The following is a 19215-nucleotide window of genomic DNA, read 5'->3' on the forward strand; positions in this document are numbered from 1 at the left end:
TAGAATGCCCATTAAAAACAAGGATCAGCGCGTCGCTATCTTTATTGACGTTCAGAACCTATATCATTCAGCAAAGAACCTCTATCAGGCAAGAGTGAACTTCCGGGAGATCTTGAAAACCGCAACGGCTGGCAGAATGCTCATTCGGGCCATGGCCTATGTAGTAAAAACCAAAACAGGGGAAGAAAAACCTTTTTTTGATGCCTTGCTTGGCCTTGGCATTGAAACCAGGGTAAAAGACCTTCAAGAATACTATGGGGGCTTAAAAAAGGCAGACTGGGATGTTGGTATCGCAGTAGATGCCATTAAAAACTCGGGGGGGGTAGATGTTATTGTCTTAATCTCCGGGGACGGGGACTATGTTCCTTTGGTGGAGTATCTTAAAAACCACGGCAAACGCGTGGAGGCCCTGGCTTTTGGAAAATCCACCTCCACCAAACTGCGTGAATCAGTGGATGAGTTTATCGACCTGGGAGAGGATTCTGGAAAATATCTTTTAAAGAAATCACGATGGCCAGCAATCAGGATTATAAAATAAAACTCGGAGAAAAGGAGATTTCTTTTGAATTAACCTCCCTTGCTGAGCAGGCAAACGGGAAGGTTTTGGTCAGAATGGGAGATACCGTGGCTTTGGTAACAGCTGTCATGTCCCGCCAATCCTTAGACAATCTCCCCTTTTTCCCCTTAACCGTAGAGTATGAAGAGCGATTCTACGCTGCAGGGAAAATCCTGGGTTCGCGCTACATGCGAAGGGAAGGAAGGCCCTCGGATGAGGCGGTGATTACGGCCCGCTTAATTGACCGCGCCATTCGCCCCTTGTTCCCCAAAGGATTCAACCGCGAAGTTCAGGTTATCTGCACCGTGCTTTCCTGGGACGCAACAAACGACCCCGACGTTATGGGGTTAATGGGAGCTTCCTTGGCGCTTTCAACTTCTAACATTCCTTTTGCAGGACCTGTTGGAGTTGTTCGTATTGGCAACATAGATGGAAAGTTTGTCTTGAACCCAACCTATGAAGAACGCTCAAAGAGCGACCTCGACTTTGTGTTGGCAGCTACAGCTAAAAAGGGAGAAGTTCTCTTTAATATGATAGAGGCAGAGGGGCAGGAGGTGCCAGAAGACGTATTTCAAGAAGCCCTGGAGTTTGCAGAGCCCCACCTGTTGTCGCAAATTGAGTTTCAGGAAAAGATTGCAAAAGAACAAGGAAAAGAAAAAGTGCCTTTTGAGGCACCGGGAAGCGATAACGAACTTGTCCGGGAATGCAAAGAGTTTCTAGGAGAAAAGTTAAAAGAAGCTTTGTTTACAGGAGAAAAGCCTTTACGAATGGAAGCTGTCAATGATCTAAAGGCAGAGCTCGCCTACTATATTGAGGGCAAGTTTCCAGGACAGGAAAAGGCAAACCCTGCAAAGGACTACTTTGAGTCTGAAATTGACGCCGCGGTTCACGAAGCAGCACTCAAGGAAGGAAAGCGCGTAGATGACAGAAAGTTAGATGAAGTAAGAGAGCTTTCAGGAGAGGTTGGGCTTCTCCCCCGCACTCACGGCTCAGGACTCTTTGTGCGCGAGCGCACCAAAACCCTCTCCATTCTCACCCTGGGAGCGCCCGGAGACCAGAGGCTTATGGAAGGCATGGAGTTTATTGGAAAGAAACGCTTCATGCACCATTACAACTTTCCTCCGTATGCGCCAGGCGAGGTAAAACCCATGCGGGGCCCCGGAAGACGAGATATTGGCCACGGCTTGCTGGCTGAAAAAGCCCTCCTTCCCATTATTCCTTCTGTTGACCAGTTCCCCTATACCATTCGCATTGTGACAGAGGTTGTCTCCTCCAACGGCTCCACCTCCATGGCTGCGGTCTGCTCCTCCGCGCTTGCCTTGTTGGATGCCGGAGTTCCCATCAAAAGACCGGTTGCCGGCATCTCAATGGGAGTAATGATGGCAGAAAACGGCAAGGGTTACGCACTCTTAACTGACATTCAAGGGCCAGAAGACCACCATGGAGACATGGACTTTAAGGTGGCAGGAACCAAAGAAGGAATTACTGCAATTCAGATGGACGTGAAAGTACAAGGCATTAGCAAACAAATATTTAAGGAAGCCCTGGCTGCTGCAAAAGAAGTCAGGTTTAAGATTTTAGATAATGTTATTGAAAAACTGCTGCCCGAGCAAAGAAGGGAGCTTTCACCCTTTGCCCCTCGCATTATTATTCTTAAAATTAAGCCTGAAAAAATTGGCATGGTTATTGGCCCTGGAGGAAAAACCATCAACAAGATTATGGACGAAACCGGAGTAGAAATTGACATTGACGATTCGGGCGAAGTTTTCATTACGACAGACGACCCAGAAATGGCAAAAAAGGCCTCTGACATGGTACAAGGTATTGTAAAAGAGGTTGAGGTGGGAGAACTGTATGAAGGAAAAGTAAAGAAGATAATGGACTTTGGCGCATTCGTTGAAATACTTCCGGGTCACGATGGCTTGGTCCACATTTCCCAACTTGCCAATGAACGAGTTGAGAAGGTGACCGACGTGGTAAACGTGGGAGACAGTATCACCGTAAAGGTTATCAAGATAGATGACCTCGGGAGAATTGATCTTTCTTTGAAAGAGGCAAAAAAAGCGAGTAGCAAAATGCCAGCACAATAGTTTCTTCATTAAATTAAAGAGATAGCATGGACGCACCAAAACAGCCAGCATCCCAGCCAAATCAACAACCCCCTGACGAGAAGTTGGAGTTTTTAAAAAGAGAAGAGGTTCGCACCATGGCAAAGGACATTGCCAAGGTCAGAGAAGTGGAGGCGAAAAAAGAGCAAGAGCGCATAGCAAACTTTAAAAAAGAAGCGAAACTGCCAAAGAAGCCTCAAGTGGTACTCTCCCAACACCCCGAAGGAAAACTCAGGACGATTTCTAACGGCTCCGCAGGAACTCCGCCTGCCCTGGGTACTTTCCAACGGCTCCGCGGCCTGCCTGCGCAGGCAGGGAGCTCCGCCGAAAGTGCCCGTCCAAGTCAAGCAGTTGACTCGGACCCCGGGGGAACAACGCAGCTGACTCCAGCCCCAGAACAGCCTTTGATGCAAAGACGTCATCCCAGGCGCTCCGAAAAGCTGTTCATTCGCCTGGTGCTAGGTGGGATTATCTTGTTTCTGCTCTTTAATGCGGTGGCCTTTGGGTTCTGGTACTTTTTTCAGAAAGAGGCGGAGCCAAGGCTCGAACCAACGAGTGAACAGGTTGAAGAGCCCACTCTGGCGGAACCAACACCCCCACCTCCCCCCCAGCCAGAGGCTGGTCCGTCTCAGGCGGAACCCCCAATATCCTTTTTTGAAGCGCCAGAGCAAGAACTCTTAATTGAGTCCCCAGGAGAGCTCCTTTCCAAACTTCAGGACTTTCTTGGTGGAGTCCCAGCTCTCGGGTTCACCAATCTTGCGGTAAAAACACAAGGGGATATTCTTTCTCTTAAAGACTTCCTGCAGGGAGCGGAGATCACAATACCCCAAGAACTCAAAGGAAAGCTCGCAGAAAACCTCATGCTCTTTTCCTACGTTGCAGAAGACAAAAAGCGCCTTGGATTTGTTGCAAAGCTTAAAGAAACAGAGGGTGTATCAGGACTTTTGCAGTCATGGGAGCAAAGCAACATGGAGCAGGACCTGGCTTCTTTCTTTGACATTATTGAAAGAAAGGGGTCAGCCTACACTCCCTTCTTTCGTTCCGCCACTTACCAGGGAGTGCAAGTTCGCTTTCAGACCTTTTCTGTGACAGACTTTGGGATTGTGTATGGTGTTCTCGATAACAAATTACTACTCACCAGCTCATTTGAGAGTTTCCAGAGGGCGGTTGACCAACTTAAGGCATCAAGACCAGAACCTTAGGATATAAACCACCATATTAATAAATCAATAATTTCATCAAGGTGCGCTGCGCACATTGATTTATTAGTACCAGGGTGAACAAGAAATCAATTACAAAAACACAGCAGAAGTTAGAAGAGAAAAAGAAACAGCTGGAGCAAGAGCTGTCTTCTTTTGCTACCAAAGACCCCAATGTGAAAGGGGACTGGGACACCAAGTACCCCCGTGTTCCAGAGGGGGACCTAGAGGATGCTGCAGGAGAAGTAGAAGAATACTCCACCAAGCTTCACATTGAGTTTAGTTTAGAAAAGCAGCTTAAAGAGGTGAACAACGCTTTGGAGCGCATTGCAAAAGGGCAGTATGGAATGTGTGAGAACTGCAGCAAGGAAATTCCAGAAGAACGGCTCCTTGCCATACCAGAATCACGGCATTGCACGGAGTGTACAGCAAAGCAATAACAAAAAAGACCCTGGGTTTTGCCCGGGGCCTTGTTTTATCGGAATGGATTCGCTGCGCCTCTCACCTCAAAGTGAACGTGGCATCCCGTGGCATACCCAGTGCGCCCCGTATATCCAACAAGCTGCCCTTGGTATACTTTTGTTCCGGGGGTTGTGAGAATTGCTGAAAGATGCCCATAATAGGTCACCACGCCGTTGGGATGAATGATGCGAACATAGTTTCCTCCCAAGGATGTATATCCGGTTCTCTGCACGGTTCCTCCAGCTGCTGCATACACCGATTCCCCGCATATTCCGTTGGAAAAGTCCACTGCATTAAAGGCGTGCAGTCCTTGGGTGATGTGGTAGGGGGAAGGAACCGGGTAGATGAAGTAGGAGTTGGCAAGAGGAGTGAGTCTGCCTTGGGGAAGAACCGAGGGTTGAATACCGTCTGGAATAATCAAGAAGTCTCCTGCAAAAATGGCAGAAGAGGATTCCAGGGCATTAAAGGAAACAATCTCTTTAACTTCAGCTTGGTACCAGCTTGCAATCTCGCTTAAAGTATCGTTGGGGCGCACCAGGTGCAGAGCACCGATGGTGGGCAGGATTACAAGCTCATGGCCTGGTTTTAATGTGGAGCTTTGAGACAGGTCGTTTGCCCAGAGAATGGTGTTCAAAGAAACCCCAAACTGCTCTGCCACGCTTGCCGTGGTATCTTCTTTCTGTACAATATATCTTGCAACCTCGGGGCGAATATCAGCTTCCAGTTGCCCCATAATGGCTCCTAGCACCTGAGGAGTTATGGTCAAAGGAGGGGTGGCGGCCCGAAGGGTATTGTGCGCCACAAACATTAACTCGGGGGTTTCTGGAGCCGGAGCCTGCTTAGAAGAAAGTTCAAAAGCAGAAAGAACATTGGATCTAAGGCCTAGGTCTCCTGGCCCCTCTATGGTGCGAAAACTCAATATGAGCAACAAAAAAGTAGCGATCACAGCTACATATAAAAGAGGGCTAGCGGTTTTCATACCTATTGTCCCATGTTACGCTCACTGACCTCAAAGTCAATATCTGTATCCACACCCCTAAAACAATGGATTTATACTCAATAAAAACTATAAAAGAGCTTCTAAGAGCATACAATACAATCCCAAAGGAACGCCTTGGTCAGAACTTCTTGTTGGAAAAAAGGGTGGCTTCAAAGATGCTCAAGGCAACAGAGATCTCTCAAAAAGACATCGTTCTTGAGATAGGGCCGGGGATTGGGACTTTAACCCAAGAACTCGCTCAAAAAGCAAAACGAGTCATTGCCGTAGAAAAAGACCCTACCATGGTAAAGATTCTCAGGGAAACCACCGGAGCCCTCCCCAATATAGAGATTATCCAAGCTGACATCCTCAAGCTAAACTTAGCTAGACTAAGTTACTCAAAGGTGGTGGCAAACCTTCCTTATTATATTACCTCGCCTGTAATACGCATGTTCCTTGAAGCAAAGAACAAGCCAGAGCTCATGGTGTTTATGGTGCAAAAAGAGGTTGCGCAAAGGATTTGTGCCAAGCCCCCAGACATGAATCTGCTGGCTGTGTCCGTACAGTTTTACGCTGAACCAAAAATCGTTTCCTTTGTGCGCAAGGGTGCTTTTTGGCCTCAGCCTAAGGTGGATTCTGCTATTGTAAAGATTGTGCCAAAAAATGAGTTACCTTTTGTGGATCCTGGTCTTTTCTTTCGTATTGTGAAAGCGGGCTTTAAACAACCAAGAAAGCAGCTAGGAAACAACCTCGCGCAAGGACTCAAACTTTCAAGAGAAGAAATAGAAACTTGGCTTAACCAAGGGGATATTCAACCAACGCAGAGGGCCGAAACCCTTTCACTTACAGACTGGGTAGTGCTCGCAAAATCTCTTCCAAAGTCTACCTAAACGAGATTTAGGTGTGGATAACTAAATCTCGTTTAGGCAGAACGGGAGAATCTGGTACAATAAAACAATGCGATTTATTGTAATTGGTTTGGTATTGAGCGTTCTTGTTTTTGTTCCTCAATTTGCTGTTGCAAACACAGCTCCGGTGGCAAATGCAAATGGGCCCTATGAAGAGACGATAGGAAAACCTATTATATTTGATGGCTCAGCTTCCTCTGACGCAGACGGGGATTTCTTGACGTCGTATAGCTGGGACTTTGGGGATGAAGCTACAGGAACTGGCAGATTTTCTTTTCATGTATACGCTGCCCCCGGAATCTATACAGTAACTCTTGTAGTACATGACGGCACAGAAAACTCGGCCCCTGCAACAACAGAAGCAGTAATAGGGTTGGCTCCGCCAAGCAACCCGGTCTTGCCTAAAGAGGATGCGGGCTCGGTGGCGTTCCCCTTAATTCTTGAATGGGAAGAGGTAGAAAATGCCAAGTCGTATTTCTATAACATTTTCCCCATGGAAGAGGCCTTTTCGGTCTCAGATACAAAAAGCGGACCCCTGCCAAACGAGGTTTTGGAGTTCCTCTCCCCAAAAATCTATGAGGAGTACAAAAGGCAGTGCAAGCAAGAAAAAGGAGGGGCATGCTCAGATGAAGACATCCAGCGGGTTATTGTAAGGGAGCAAACCTACCCTTGGAGGGTAAAGGCGTGCACCGTTCCAAATCCTTCCGCCCCAGACGACGCCTCTTGCGGGCCCTACAGCGATCCACCTTGGAGTTTTGTATATATCCCCCAACCCCCAGAAAACTTAGAAGAACCGAGCCCAGGTTCTTCGGGCGTTACCCTGCCCGTAAAGCTGGGGTGGACAGGAGTTGAGAATGTAGGTTCCTATGTTATTGATGTGCGGCTTGACATTGGCTGCAGCGTTATAGACAACATTGTAGGGTTCTTTACTGGAGGAGATTGCGACCCTCTGAACTTCTTTATAGAATCGGTCCTTGACTGGTTTGGGTTTGGAGAAAACTATGACCCATCCTGCCCTTGGAATTTGTGGAATAAGAACACGCAAGAATGCGTGCCCCTGCCCATCCTCCCTCGACTCAACAATGAAGACCCTCCAGTAGAAGAGTTGACCCCTCAATACCAAGATGCGGAACAAAAAATCTTGAAGATAAAAATTCCGGGGGTAGGTGATGTAGGAGATACGGTAGAAGGCCAATGCGTGTTTCCCAAAAATGCATCCTATAAAATCACCATCGCAAGTTGTCTGGATAAACAGGCACAAATCTGTGGGGAGTGGAGCGATGAATGGAAGTTTTCAACCGGAGCCAACAGAGAAGACGGTTCTTCATACGAATTGCCGACTCCCACCCATATTGAACCAGAGTACGAACTGGGCAAACCCTTGCCTGTTGTAGGCAAAAACGCCTTGCTCAAATGGGAGGCGCAGAATTGTGTGCATTACGTGCGCCTCTTCGTTTCTCCTGTTGGGGGCAGTCCCATCATTAAAGAAATCTTGCCAAACTTTGAAAGCGCAGACCTTTCCCGAGAACAGTTTAAAAAGCTTTGGGACGAACCTTCCGACTTAGACAAAGAGTATGTATGGAATCTAGAGCCTTGCTGGCGAGTAGTGGATGATATATTTTGTGAAGGAGTGTTTAGCAACGAGTGGTATTTTAAAACCATTGGAGAACCACCTCTCCTTGAAACTCCAGAGAATGGCGAGTTTATGAAAGTTCCAAGTCAACTTTCTTGGAAAGGCATTGGCGGAGTAGAATCCTACAAAATAGAGATTGCTTCTGATGAAGAATTTGAAAACATTGTAAAGGAAGAAAGTGTGATACTGGGGAACACCTTTGTTGTTCTTTTTGAAGATGGTTTTCGACCAGACAACCAGTATTGGTGGCATGTGGCATCCTGCGCAGATACAGAGGGGGAAGTATGTGGAAACAACTGGAGCGAAGAAAGAAGCTTTCGTACTCATCCCTTACTTCCTCCTACCAATCCAAACCCGGGGGACGAAGGAGAAATGTTAATCCCAGGAAGCATCTCGTGGCAGCCAGATCCCGGAGCTTCCTATTATCAATACCAAATCTCGTATGCCTTACTCGCTCCAGACGAAACGCTTGAGGGGTGCGCAGAAAAAGAAGGGACGCAAATTATTCCAAGACCAGGGGATACTCCTCCTATCACAAACCAAACTTCCTTTTATTTGAGTGAGCGCTGTACCGGAGAATACAATTGGAAAGTTCAATCTTGTGCGGATAAAGATTGCGCTATAAACAGTGACGATACCGAGGATTGGACAGCAACCCCGCTCTGGAGCTTTACTGCACAAGAACTCCCCGTGGAAGAACGCTTTGGTTTGGTCCCTTGCGGAAGAAACTCCAACAACCCCAAAACTCCGTACAATGAAAAAGAAGCATGTGGGGTAAAACACGTGGGCTTTCTTCTGCAAAACATCTTGGACTTTGTGCTATGGAAACTGTCTCTCATTATTCTTGCCGTCTTGGCGGTGTTTGTGGCAGCATCAACTTACTTCTCTTTTGGAAGGCCTGATGTCATAACGCGTATTCGCTCTGTGTTTCGCTCTTACTTCTATGGTGTTCTCATTCTTCTCTTTGCCTGGCTCATTGTGAATATCATCATGGCGGTGCTTGGCTTTAACGTTAACTTCTTTGGCAATTGGTATGAAATACCATTTTAAACACATCCTTAATTTCATTTAGGAACTATGGCTTTCCATTTTCACCCTCTCTGGGATATAATATAATAACCATATGTACAAACGAGTTGTAGATTTCATGCGCGCTCTACCCCCGCACAAAGGAATGCTCTTTGGCATAACATTTTTTATAGTACTTTTTTCTATTGTTCCTCTGCGGTTTGCTGAGGCAAACATCTTTTCTGACATCTTTGGGCTAATCAGCAACCTTTGGATTGGCTGGGCGTTTGGAATACCGCTTGCCATAATCACCGCCCTGCTGGTCATTGGCGCGCTTTTGGCTGTCTGGCTGTCTGCAGTCCTGGTAACCATCATCAAGTTCTTTATCATATCCTCTCTTAGCGTACCGATTCTCCCCGGATCTGGGATTGAGGTGGTAACTGTGGGATGGGAGTTCTCACGAGACTTGGTGAATCTTGTCTTTATCCTTATTCTTGTTTTTATTGGGCTTGCAACTATTTTGCGTATTCAAAATTACCAAGCGCAGCGAGCCCTTCCTCTTTTAATTGTCGTTGCACTTCTTGTGAACTTTAGCGGTGTGTTTGTTGCTTTCATCGTAGATATTGCCAACCTTGTCACCAATGCCTTTGTGGCAAAACTGGGTGGATTTCATATGGCAGTCGCGGGATCTAAGGCGATTCTCGAATCTTTAGCAACGGGCCTCGTCGGCATTGTCACCAACCTTACAGACTTTGGCGCCATTCTAGTCCCCCCGATAACGGCAGCAATTTATCTTATTTTCTACCTTGTATTTGCGATTATAATGTTTTTGGTCGCCCTTCTCATTATTGTGCGTGTGGGCATTTTGTGGGCACTTACGATTTTAGCACCCCTTGCATTTGCATCTTACATTCTGCCTGCCACCAGAGGCTTGTGGAATCAGTGGCTCAAACAGCTTATCCAGTGGTCCATTATTGGCATACCCATAGCATTTTTCCTCTGGCTTGCCCAAACCGCTGCAGCCGGTGCTACAAACATTAAAAATGCGTTCATGCTGGGGATTAGACCTGAGTGCTATAACCCTGCCTCCGAAGAATTCTTGAATGGGGCAGGATGCCTTAATGGGGCGGATCCTGGACTGATGAATGTTATCGCAAACCTTATGGGTCCTATGGTTGCTCTTCTCTTGGTTGTAATGGGAATTATAGTGGCGATGCAGTTTGCTCCTGCTGGAGCAAACCAGGTTATTAACCTTGGAAAGAAATGGGGGCCGAAGGGCGGAGCTGCTCTTGGAACTTTTGCATGGAGAAGAATGGGGGCTGGTATAGAAAAGTTTGGGGGGAATATCAGGAAGCGGGCACAAGGCACATGGGATGTTGAAAAAGACACGCTTACTAGGGGCGAAAAAGTTCTTGGGGCAATAGGAAGAACAACACGCCTTGAAAAAATTAACTTGGGCCGCTTTGGAAAAAGGGGGGCAGAGATTTTTGGCACGGTTATTGAGACTGGGAGTAGAAAAACAACTGCCCAAATGCACAAACGGGATGACGCTGAAATAGCTAAAGCATTAAAAGCAGGCACAAACCAAGATTTCAATGACAACTTCGGCGATATGACAATCGCTGCAAAAAGAAAAGATTGGAATACCTATCTTGGGAAGCTGGTTGCTACCATAGATAAAAATGGAGACACCGATGAAGTCAGAAAGGCAGCAAACTCTGGAAAACTGAGCTGGAAAGATATTGATGCAGCCCTACAGCATGCAGAGCACCATGGGAATCCTGATTACTTCCGTCCTATTATAAAGGGGCTACGCGGTAAAATGCAGGATGGCACAAAAACGGAAGATGGCACCTTGCTACATCCACAGGAATCAAACCTTGCAACTATTGATGAAAAAACGAAAGTTCGAGACATTACAGAAAAAGTTGTAGACCTAGAAAGTATTATGGGCACACCCGAAGGAGAGGAGGTACTAAACGGATATTTCTTAAATGCTGATTCTAACATTACAACGGCAGTGATGCGACATCCGAACAGAGCGGTGCGGGAATGGGCAGTGCAACATGCAGAATCGCTGGGCGCAGACTGGTTTCTTGAGAACAACAGGCGAGATACACTTGAAACGATTGTCAGCTCGGGAGGAAGAAGCATGGGCGTGCCTGTGTTTGGCGGACTAGCTCGCGACGGGATTCGCCGAATGGCGGTTGAAAGAACAGGGCGTATGAGCGACGAGGAGCTTGAACAAAAAATTGAGAGGACGAATGATCAAATAGGGGGATTGAGGGTGCGCGAAGAAGAAGAACGGGCGGCTGGAAGAAAACCAGGAACAATCAAAAATCAGAGAGGGCAGCTTGAGAAAGAACGTACGGAAGCCCAGGAGGCGCTCCGCCTGCGCAGACTTTCTCCAGAGGATTTGCAACAAGAAAGAGTGGATCGCCAGTCCGAGATTGGCAACATAGACCAACAATTTGCCGCCAAAACGATAGACGGGGATGAATACTACCGTCAAAAAGCACAGCCACAGCGAAACCTTGAGCGCACGGAACAAGAGCTAGAAAGGAGGGGAGTTGCTACGCCCGAAAAAGAACCGGTCTCAGGGGAAAGAGCAAAACTCCAAGAATCTACCGGCCCCATAGGAAAGACTTACCAGCAATGGACGAAACAAATACAGCGAGCGAGAGAGCTCGGGGCTTCGCTTCCAGAACTTCATGCGCGTGTTATGGGTCTAAGAGACGAAAAGGAGCGTGATCGCGCATCAAATATGCTTATAGAGCTTGGAACTAAGGCCGAAGCGGAACAAGAAGTTGCACAGGAATTCATTGCTTCAATTCTTACAGTATCAAAAGAATCTGAAGGTCTTTCAGTAAAAGAACAAAGAGAGGCGATAAACCCCCTCAAGCTTGACGCCGAACGAAGTTCCGCAATGAACGAAGTAAAAAACACGCTGAAAAAGCTTCGAGCAAACTTAGAGAAGGCAGAAAGCAAACAACGCGATGAAGAACCCCCAGCTCCTCCCGGAGAAACCCCTGGAGGCCCCATTCCGCCGCCTTCTCCGCCACCACCACCGCCTAACACAGGAAGGGCCCCAGTACCTCCTCCGTCTCCTCCGCCCCCAGGGGGGAGTCCTGCTGTGCCTCGTCCCCCACAACCACCAACAAGAGGAGGTGGGGAAGCTAAAATTACCGTAGAACGAAAACAGGGGACGCCAGCATGGCTGAGAAAAGGTCTTGCGGACTTGGAGGATGGACAGGCAGTACCAACGATGATATCAAAGCCTCTTCAAAAATACCTGCACAGCAGAGGAATCACCAAGGAAGAAATGGGTCGCATGAACCCACAACAAGCTTGGGAAAGGGTTGATGAATTATCAAAGGAATGAAGAAAAGAATGGAAAGTACCTTAAAATAAGAAAAAGGAGAGAAGGTACTCATGACATTGTGGTGTCATTTTCCCCTCTCTCCTTGCTTGAGCGAGGTGCCCCTAGCTTTGTTTGCTAGGGGAGCTGCAGACCCGGAGGCGGGTCGCCAGACGCATCCTCCTCAAAGATCTCCAGGAGGCGCTTGGCAAGCTCTTTCGCCTGCCTCGCTTCCTCAGCCTGTGCCTCGGCCTGCATGATCTTGACCCGGGCCTCCACCACCACCCCCGCCTTGTTATAGGCGGCGGCGACCAGTGCCCTGTTGGCGCCTTCAAGACGCCTCTTCCCTTTGCCGTGCCACCATCCGACGACGATCTTGACCAGCAAGATGACCGCCAGTACGATGGCGAACGCCACTGCCAGCCAGAATGCCCACGCTTCAATCATGACGTCTTTCCTCCCCGAAGATGTGTGATCGGACTAGGAATCTTCCGCCCTCATCGCCTTGCTCAGTGGCTGAAGCGGCCTGTGGGCGCTCCAGAGAGCCTGCGGCGTAGAGTCTGCTGCCGCGCGTTCCTCCTTCTTCTATTCTCTCCTTTCTGGTCACTTTGGAATTTTAACTAGGAGGGCTGGTGCCATCTCCTATCCATCTCCTCATGAACTTCGCCCATAGTATACACTAAAACGTTAAAAATGTCAAGCGCCTATCATGCCCCCCAAATACACCCAAGAACAACTAGATAAAATCTATGAAAAGCTCCCAGAAGAGCTTAAGGAAGCCATCTTCTCCGTGGAGACAGCACAAGATATTGGAGAGGTCGGCGACAGCTATGGGGTGACCGACGAGCGTCTCAACAAAATCTCTGAATATGTCGGACATGTCTTGATGGGGCTCTTGCTTCCTCAAGAGTTTGCCGGAGTGCTGGAAAAAGACGTAAAACTTCCTAAGGTATTGGCCAAGGCCATTGCTCGAGATTTGAACAGGCTGGTATTCTATCCGGTAAAACCAGCTTTAGAAGAGCTCCACCAAATGGAAATTAAGGTTACAGCCAAGGTTGTTACTCCAAAACCAGAGGAAGAAGAAAAACCACCAGAAGAACCAGGAAGAGAAGATAAGTATAGAGAATCGTTGGAACAATAAATGAGATTTCAGGTACCACAATTCATAGAGCATGAGGCCAAGGTAATAGGGCCTCTCACCTTCCGTCAGTTTATTTACATAGGCATTCCAGCTGCCGTTGCATTCTTTTTATATTTTTTAGTCACCTTTTTTGTATTTATTGTAGCCGCTGTTTTTCTGGGAGCTCTTGGCTTCATGTTCGCCTTTATAAAAATAGGGGGAAGAAGCTTACCCAGCATCTTGCTAAACTTCTTTAACTTTACCATTGCCCCAAAAAGATACATCTGGCGCAAAGGTCAAGCCCCACTACCAACATCCGTTGGCATGGGGATAGCCTCACACCTTGGCAAGGTGGCGGGGGAACAATCCTCTCAAGAAACCCCCAAGCGAGAAATTAAGCTTGTCCAAAAGAGTAAGATAAAAGACCTCGCAACAAGAGTAGAAACCAACCGTTAAATATGAACCACTCGCTTTGCTCAGAACCATATATTTCTCACTAACGTTCAAAATATGGTGAACGCATCTACGCAAAACTTTTTGGAGATTGATGAGATTAAAGAGGGAATGTTGGTATTAAAAACCCGCCAGCTCCGGGGCGTATTAATGGTGTCTTCTGCAAACTTTGCGTTAAAGTCAGCAGAAGAACAGCAGGCCATTATCTTTCAGTTTCAGAACTTTTTAAACTCCTTGGACTTTTCTTTGCAGATTGTGGTGCAGTCCAGAAGGTTGAACATTACAGGATACCTGGACGCCTTAAAAAATCTTGAGCAAAACCAGCAAAACGAGCTGCTCCGCGCACAGACCGCAGACTACCGGGCATTTGTAGAACAGCTTATTAAGGGGAGTTCTATCATGGCAAAGAACTTCTTTGTGGTAGTCCCCTTTTCTTTAGGTGAGGTAATTGGAGGAGTACAGAAGGAAAAACAGCAAGAGAAAAAAACCGGAAAGCTTTCTGAAAGCCAATTCCAAAGAATGAAGAACCAGTTGTGGCAAAGAATGGAGTTTGCTGCCCTGGGCTTGCGCAGAACAGGACTTCAGGTAGTTCCCTTAAACACAGAAGAGTTAATTGAGCTTTTCTGGAGTTGGCACCACCCACAGGAAGCAGAGGTTGGATATTACCCAGAAATACCCCCCGAAGTACTGAAATGATAAACATTCCTTTTTTCAAAAAGAAACAGCAGGTTCCAGAAAGAATTTTTGAAACCGCAGTCACCACCGCAATAGACATCATTGCGCCGGCTTCGGTCCAGATAAACCCTGGGTATTTAGACATGTCGGGGAGAATGGCAAAGTCCTTCTTTGTGTTTTCTTACCCCCGCTACCTTTCTGCCGCCTGGCTCTCTTCTGTTATTAACCTGGATGTACCAATGGAAATCTCCATGTTTATACATCCTATAGACACTGGCTACATCTTAAAACGACTAAGGCGCAGTGTGACCGAGGTGCAGTCAGAATTAATGGAGAAACAAGAAAAGGGGCTGGTGCGTGATCCAGAGCTTGAAACCGCATTCCAGGACCTGGAAGGATTGAGAGACCGCTTGCAAACAGCTCAGGAGAAAATGTTTCGCTTTGGCTTGTATCTCACCATTTACGGAGAAACGCAAGAGGAACTGAGATCGATTGAGACAACACTGCGTTCTATTTTTGAGTCCCGCTTAATTTACATTAAACCTGCCTTGTACCAGCAAAAAGAGGGATTTAACTCCTGCCTGCCCTACGGAAGAGACCTTTTGCAGGTGCACACTCCCCTAAACACAGAGCCCTTATCTTCTACTTTTCCCTTTGTTTCATTTGACTTAAGCTCCAACGAAGGAATCTTGTACGGCATTAACCGCCACAACAATTCCTTGATTCTGTTTGACAGGTTTTCTTTGGAAAACGCCAACGAGGTTATCTTTGCAAAGTCTGGCTCTGGGAAATCATATGCGATAAAGCTAGAAATTCTGCGTTCTTTAATGACCGGCGTAGACGTGGTAGTCTTGGATCCAGAAAATGAGTACAAACCTTTGGCAGAAGCCGTGGGGGGGAGCTTCTTTGACATCTCTCTTGGTTCCGAAAACCACATTAACCCCTTTGACCTGCCACCCCCAAGGGAAGACGAAAAGCCAGAAGACGTCCTGCGTTCAAACATCATTAACTTAGTGGGATTAATGCGTTTAATGCTTGGCGGTCTAACCCCAGAAGAAGACGCCATTATGGATCGGGCTTTAACGGAGACGTATGCTGCAAAAGACATCACCCTTGAATCTGACCCTGCCTTGTGGGAGCAAAACATCCCCTTAATGGAAGACTTGGAGCAGGTATTGGGGGGCATGGAGGGAACAGAATCCTTGGTGCGAAGAATTAGAAAGTTCACCAAGGGAACCTATGCCAATTTCTTTAACCAGCCCACCAACATCTCTTTGGATAAGTCCCTTATTTCCTTTGGCATTCGAGACATGGAAGAAGGCCTTCGTCCCATGGCAATGTATATTATCATGCGCTACATCTGGAACATTGTAAAATCTAAATTAAAGCGCAGATTATTTGTGTTGGATGAAGCCTGGTGGATCATGCAGTCAGAAGACGGGGCCTCTTTCTTGTACGGCATTGCAAAGCGGGCAAGGAAATACTACCTGGGGGTTACCACCATTACGCAAGATGTGGGGGATTTCTTGAGATCTAAATACGGAAAGCCAATTATTACCAACTCTTCTATCCAGATTTTAATGAAGCAGTCTCCTGCTAGCATTGAGGTGGTGCAAAAGGCATTTAATCTTACCAATGAAGAAAAGATGCTGTTGCTGGAAACCGAGGTGGGAGAGGGCATATTCTTTGCGGGGCAAAAGCATGTTGCCATAAAGGTGGTGGCCTCTCCCAAAGAACACGAGATTATTACCACCTCCCCAGAAGAGTTGCTGCGAAGAAAACAACAACAATCAAACGCATAGTGCCTTAACTAAATTATGGATTCCTTAATCTCGTTAAGGAAACGCCCAAGGTATATACAATGGCAGAAGCTGTAAGCATAACGTCCCAAGAGCTGGAGCATCCTCAAGGTGAGGATGTAGAGCAGCAGCAAGCTGAATCCCGGGCAAGCTTTCTGGACCCAGATGTGTTGCTGTTTGCCCTCCCCTTTGCTGTAATCATTGATATCCTCGACGTTGTCTTGGCTATTGGGGTAATTGTAAACCTCTTCATCGGTCTCCCCCTCCTTGCCTGGATGGTATGGAAAACAGGACGAATAGAGGCCGGGAAAGAGCAGGTTGAGAGGGTTCGCCAGGGACCTCAGATGAGAGAAAGATTTCGCCAAAGACAACAAGCACGACTTTCTGCACGGCGCGCTGCAACTCGCCGTGCCCTGAGACGAGGCCTTCTCTACTTTCTCGCCGGACTAATCCCGATTGTAAGCATCTTTGTTCTTTGGACATGGGCAGTGATTTCCACCATAAGAGGAAAATGATACACTAAGCTTAGCTAAGAAACCATGAAGCATACAAAGAAAATTATCCTTGCGATGCTGCTTTTAGCCCTTATCGTTCCTGTTGCTGTAGATGCAGTCAGGCTCAACTTAACCTATCCGACTTTCCCCGGGGCTCCTGACATTAACCTAGAAGAGAACCAAAGTCTTTCTAGCATCGTAGCCTGGCTCTACACCATGATTGTTGGCATTTCTGGGTTAGCTGCCTTTGTCATGATTGTGTGGGGTGGGGTGCAGTGGATGACGTCAGCTGGCAACCCTACAAAAACCTCTGACGCAAAAGACAGGATACAAAAAGCCCTGCTGGGGCTCTTGCTTATCTTGGCTTCCTTCTTGATTCTACAGGTGATTAACCCAGAGCTTACGTTACTCCGAGAGCCTGGATGATCTACAGCTTCTCCTTAATCTTTATCACCACTCTTCTGTCTTCCCCTTCTCCTGCGCTTTCGGTTTCAATGTCACTTCTTTCCTGAAGCTCCATATGAACCAGCCTTCTTTCGGCCGGCGACATGGGGGGAAGCTCCTTTGGAGTCTTTAAAAGAGTTACCTCGTCTGCCGTGGTTCTTGCAAGCTCTCTTACATAGTGCTCTTTGTTCTTTCTATAATCATTAATGTCTAATGCTACGTATACCGGCTCCCCGAACTTCTTTCTCAATAGGGACTTTAAGATATACAGAATCTCTGATAAGGTCTGGCCTTTCTCTCCAATATAGAGCTGGGGGTCCTGGCAGGTAACGTCTATTGCAAAACTTCCTTCTTCTTTTTTAGAAACCCGAATGTCCCCCTCAAGCCCTATTTTGCGCAAGAGCTCTTTTGATGTTTGCTCAATTGTTTCTAATGTTTCGTGTTTCATGTTTCAGGATTCGTGCGTTTAATATACCACTGCTGGCCAATGGAAAACAAAGACGTTGTTATCCAATACAAACCAATGGCAGAGGGCAGTTGAGACACAATAACCAGGGTTAAAATGGGAAAGAAATATAGGGCTTGCTTTTGGAAGGTCACAGCAAAGCTCTTTTGGTCTCCTGCTGGGCGCTTTTGTACCATCTGCTTTCCCTGGACAAACTGGAAGACCGCTGCTACAGCTGCCATGGCAAGAGACTGCTCCCCCAGGTTTATCATGCCAAGAAAGGTTGGGTCAATGAGCCCCGGGTTTGCAACAAAACTATACAGAAACTGCAGCTGTTCTACCGCAAGCCCTTTCCAGAACACCTGGTATAGGGCAATGAGAAAGGGAATCTGCAAAAGAATGGGCAGGATGCCAGCAAGGGGATTGACCTTCTCTTTTTTGTAGAGCTCTAAAAGTTCTTTTGCCTGCCTATCCCGGTCCTTTTTAAAACGCTCTTGGATTTCCTTTGCTTTGGGCTGCAAAGCCGTGAGCTTTCGCTGCGCCACCACTGCTTTAGCTGACATGGGGGCAAAGGCAAAACGCACGAGCAGGGTTACCAAGATAACCGCAATCCCAAAGTCCTGGCCCGGAACAAGGTTATACAAAATAACCAGGGTATTAAAAAGGGGTTCAAAAAGAACGGTGTGGTAGATTGAGAAAAGGAAATCTATCATGAAATACGAGTAAGTTTTGCCTTCAAAAAGAGTTTTTCAATGATGCTTTGGGCCTCGTTGAGATCTTTCAATGAAAATCCTGGGAGCGCAACCAGGACAATATCGTATGGGCCTCGCAAAGAATCTTGCTGTGCCCCGAGAGCCTCTGAAAGGAGCCTCCTCATGCGATTTCTGTGCACTGCCTTCTTTGCGACGCTTTTTGGCACCACGATTCCAAAACGGGAAGAGTTCTTTTGCGACGCTTTTGCCTTGAGGAGCAGCGCCCCTTCCTTGACGCTGCGCTTACTGCGAGAAACCGCACGGAAATCTCTTGTAAGCTTGAGGCGTTTTTCTGCGGGGAGGGCCATTGCGTTTACGGCGTCAGGCGCTTTCTGCCTTTCTTTCTTCTGCGGGACAACACCCTTTTGCCGTTCTTGGTTTTGCTGCGCTTGAGAAACCCGTGGGTTCTAGCCCTCTTTTTCTTTTTTGGCTGATACGTTATGCTCATAAAAGAAAGTATACTACAAAAGGAGCTCGGTGTCTATTTGGGGCTCGACATAAGGTTTTCCGCGACCACCTCGTCCCGCCCCCAGCGAGGCGGGCGGGTTGCCCTCTCGGTCTGCCACCCTTCGGGACCATGCTGGCAGACCTGCGAGAGCTCGCAAAAACCTTAATGTCTTGCCCATCTCATTCTTCACATATTTTCCACAGGTTTTGCACACTAGGACACATTTTAACCTTAACTTTACCCCTCCCCTTGTCATTGTGTATAATGATGGCGTACTATACAGAATTACTGGTGCCATCATTTGTGCCGGCGGGCACATAATGATGACGTATCATGATGTTGCTCCCGTGAATCCCGTTAGAAGTCCAGCCCAC

General features: G+C 47.3%; 19 protein-coding genes. 13 read left to right on the plus strand and 6 right to left on the minus strand.

The genetic code is table 11. The features are described 5' to 3' along the window. Positions 1-4 precede the first annotated feature (4 nt). The 4 genes from IH982_02795 to IH982_02810 all read left to right on the plus strand — a co-directional run bounded on the left by IH982_02795 (position 5) and on the right by IH982_02810 (position 4303). Positions 5-538: an NYN domain-containing protein gene (locus tag IH982_02795; protein MCH7828757.1), complete on the plus strand. Its 534-nt coding sequence runs from the start codon at positions 5-7 to the stop codon at positions 536-538. Next, positions 511-2646: a polyribonucleotide nucleotidyltransferase gene (locus IH982_02800; protein MCH7828758.1), complete on the plus strand. Its 2136-nt coding sequence runs from the start codon at positions 511-513 to the stop codon at positions 2644-2646. The genes IH982_02795 and IH982_02800 overlap by 28 nt, the downstream gene beginning before the upstream one ends. 26 nt (positions 2647-2672) lie before the next feature. Then, complete coding sequence (locus IH982_02805) at positions 2673-3866, plus strand: hypothetical protein (protein ID MCH7828759.1); 1194 nt, start codon at positions 2673-2675, stop codon at positions 3864-3866. A gap of 74 nt (positions 3867-3940) precedes the next feature. Beyond that, entirely contained in the window at positions 3941-4303 is a 363-nt protein-coding gene (locus IH982_02810) for a TraR/DksA family transcriptional regulator (protein MCH7828760.1), read from the plus strand. Between the two features lie 35 nt (positions 4304-4338). Here IH982_02810 and IH982_02815 read toward each other — a convergent pair whose 3' ends face one another. Further along, entirely contained in the window at positions 4339-5304 is a 966-nt protein-coding gene (locus IH982_02815; protein ID MCH7828761.1) for a peptidoglycan DD-metalloendopeptidase family protein, read from the minus strand. Positions 5305-5369: 65 nt separating this feature from the next. Here IH982_02815 and rsmA point away from each other — a divergent pair, with 65 nt between their 5' ends. The 3 genes from rsmA to IH982_02830 all read left to right on the plus strand — a co-directional run bounded on the left by rsmA (position 5370) and on the right by IH982_02830 (position 12235). Continuing rightward, positions 5370-6194: a ribosomal RNA small subunit methyltransferase A gene (rsmA, locus tag IH982_02820; GenBank protein ID MCH7828762.1), complete on the plus strand. Its 825-nt coding sequence runs from the start codon at positions 5370-5372 to the stop codon at positions 6192-6194. 67 nt (positions 6195-6261) lie between these two features. Continuing rightward, positions 6262-8895, plus strand: a complete 2634-nt coding sequence (locus tag IH982_02825) for a PKD domain-containing protein (protein MCH7828763.1) — start codon at positions 6262-6264, stop codon at positions 8893-8895. 73 nt (positions 8896-8968) lie between these two features. Then, positions 8969-12235, plus strand: a complete 3267-nt coding sequence (locus IH982_02830; protein MCH7828764.1) for a hypothetical protein — start codon at positions 8969-8971, stop codon at positions 12233-12235. 114 nt (positions 12236-12349) lie between these two features. Here IH982_02830 and IH982_02835 read toward each other — a convergent pair whose 3' ends face one another. After that, positions 12350-12658, minus strand: a complete 309-nt coding sequence (locus IH982_02835; GenBank protein ID MCH7828765.1) for a hypothetical protein — start codon at positions 12656-12658, stop codon at positions 12350-12352. A gap of 262 nt (positions 12659-12920) precedes the next feature. Here IH982_02835 and IH982_02840 point away from each other — a divergent pair, with 262 nt between their 5' ends. The 6 genes from IH982_02840 to IH982_02865 are packed head-to-tail and all read left to right on the plus strand — an operon-like array spanning position 12921 to position 17178. Next, positions 12921-13352, plus strand: a complete 432-nt coding sequence (locus IH982_02840) for a hypothetical protein (GenBank protein MCH7828766.1) — start codon at positions 12921-12923, stop codon at positions 13350-13352. Next, on the plus strand, positions 13353-13787 hold the full coding sequence (locus IH982_02845; protein ID MCH7828767.1) for a PrgI family protein: 435 nt from the start codon (positions 13353-13355) through the stop codon (positions 13785-13787). A 54-nt stretch (positions 13788-13841) separates the two neighbouring features. After that, positions 13842-14480 (plus strand): hypothetical protein, encoded by a 639-nt coding sequence (locus tag IH982_02850; protein ID MCH7828768.1) that lies wholly within the window; start codon positions 13842-13844, stop codon positions 14478-14480. Then, entirely contained in the window at positions 14480-16261 is a 1782-nt protein-coding gene (locus IH982_02855; protein ID MCH7828769.1) for a DUF87 domain-containing protein, read from the plus strand. Before IH982_02850 ends, IH982_02855 begins: the two co-directional genes overlap by 1 nt. 59 nt (positions 16262-16320) lie before the next feature. Further along, complete coding sequence (locus tag IH982_02860) at positions 16321-16773, plus strand: hypothetical protein (protein MCH7828770.1); 453 nt, start codon at positions 16321-16323, stop codon at positions 16771-16773. A 24-nt stretch (positions 16774-16797) separates the two neighbouring features. Next, a complete protein-coding gene (locus IH982_02865; protein MCH7828771.1) occupies positions 16798-17178 on the plus strand; it encodes a hypothetical protein in 381 nt (126 codons plus the stop codon). A gap of 1 nt (position 17179) precedes the next feature. Here IH982_02865 and IH982_02870 read toward each other — a convergent pair whose 3' ends face one another. The 4 genes from IH982_02870 to rpmH are packed head-to-tail and all read right to left on the minus strand — an operon-like array spanning position 17180 to position 18841. Next, the gene (locus tag IH982_02870) at positions 17180-17644 is read right to left on the minus strand and encodes a hypothetical protein (protein ID MCH7828772.1); all 465 of its coding nucleotides are present in this window, start codon (positions 17642-17644) and stop codon (positions 17180-17182) included. Then, positions 17641-18351 (minus strand): membrane protein insertase YidC, encoded by a 711-nt coding sequence (locus IH982_02875; GenBank protein ID MCH7828773.1) that lies wholly within the window; start codon positions 18349-18351, stop codon positions 17641-17643. The genes IH982_02870 and IH982_02875 overlap by 4 nt, the downstream gene beginning before the upstream one ends. Next, positions 18351-18701 carry a ribonuclease P protein component gene (rnpA, locus tag IH982_02880; GenBank protein MCH7828774.1) on the minus strand — a complete coding sequence of 117 codons (351 nt, stop codon included), beginning with the start codon at positions 18699-18701 and terminating at the stop codon, positions 18351-18353. Before rnpA ends, IH982_02875 begins: the two co-directional genes overlap by 1 nt. Before the next feature lie 5 nt (positions 18702-18706). Further along, positions 18707-18841, minus strand: a complete 135-nt coding sequence (gene rpmH, locus IH982_02885; GenBank protein MCH7828775.1) for a 50S ribosomal protein L34 — start codon at positions 18839-18841, stop codon at positions 18707-18709. Between the last annotated feature and the right edge of the window lie 374 nt (positions 18842-19215).

The organism is Patescibacteria group bacterium, from assembly GCA_022563395.1.
In the GTDB taxonomy this organism is placed as follows: Bacteria; Patescibacteriota; Minisyncoccia; order Minisyncoccales; family UBA10102; genus 01-FULL-49-22b.

Coding starts and splice junctions, on each gene's coding strand:
- IH982_02795 (MCH7828757.1), top strand. CDS start 5: ATGCCCATTAAAAACAAGGATCAGCGCGTCGCTATCTTTATTGACGTT.
- IH982_02800 (MCH7828758.1), top strand. CDS start 511: ATGGCCAGCAATCAGGATTATAAAATAAAACTCGGAGAAAAGGAGATT.
- IH982_02805 (MCH7828759.1), top strand. CDS start 2,673: ATGGACGCACCAAAACAGCCAGCATCCCAGCCAAATCAACAACCCCCT.
- IH982_02815 (MCH7828761.1), bottom strand. CDS start 5,304: ATGAAAACCGCTAGCCCTCTTTTATATGTAGCTGTGATCGCTACTTTT.
- rsmA (MCH7828762.1), top strand. CDS start 5,370: ATGGATTTATACTCAATAAAAACTATAAAAGAGCTTCTAAGAGCATAC.
- IH982_02825 (MCH7828763.1), top strand. CDS start 6,262: ATGCGATTTATTGTAATTGGTTTGGTATTGAGCGTTCTTGTTTTTGTT.
- IH982_02830 (MCH7828764.1), top strand. CDS start 8,969: ATGTACAAACGAGTTGTAGATTTCATGCGCGCTCTACCCCCGCACAAA.
- IH982_02835 (MCH7828765.1), bottom strand. CDS start 12,658: ATGATTGAAGCGTGGGCATTCTGGCTGGCAGTGGCGTTCGCCATCGTA.
- IH982_02840 (MCH7828766.1), top strand. CDS start 12,921: ATGCCCCCCAAATACACCCAAGAACAACTAGATAAAATCTATGAAAAG.
- IH982_02845 (MCH7828767.1), top strand. CDS start 13,353: ATGAGATTTCAGGTACCACAATTCATAGAGCATGAGGCCAAGGTAATA.
- IH982_02850 (MCH7828768.1), top strand. CDS start 13,842: ATGGTGAACGCATCTACGCAAAACTTTTTGGAGATTGATGAGATTAAA.
- IH982_02860 (MCH7828770.1), top strand. CDS start 16,321: ATGGCAGAAGCTGTAAGCATAACGTCCCAAGAGCTGGAGCATCCTCAA.
- IH982_02865 (MCH7828771.1), top strand. CDS start 16,798: ATGAAGCATACAAAGAAAATTATCCTTGCGATGCTGCTTTTAGCCCTT.
- IH982_02870 (MCH7828772.1), bottom strand. CDS start 17,644: ATGAAACACGAAACATTAGAAACAATTGAGCAAACATCAAAAGAGCTC.
- rnpA (MCH7828774.1), bottom strand. CDS start 18,701: ATGGCCCTCCCCGCAGAAAAACGCCTCAAGCTTACAAGAGATTTCCGT.
- rpmH (MCH7828775.1), bottom strand. CDS start 18,841: ATGAGCATAACGTATCAGCCAAAAAAGAAAAAGAGGGCTAGAACCCAC.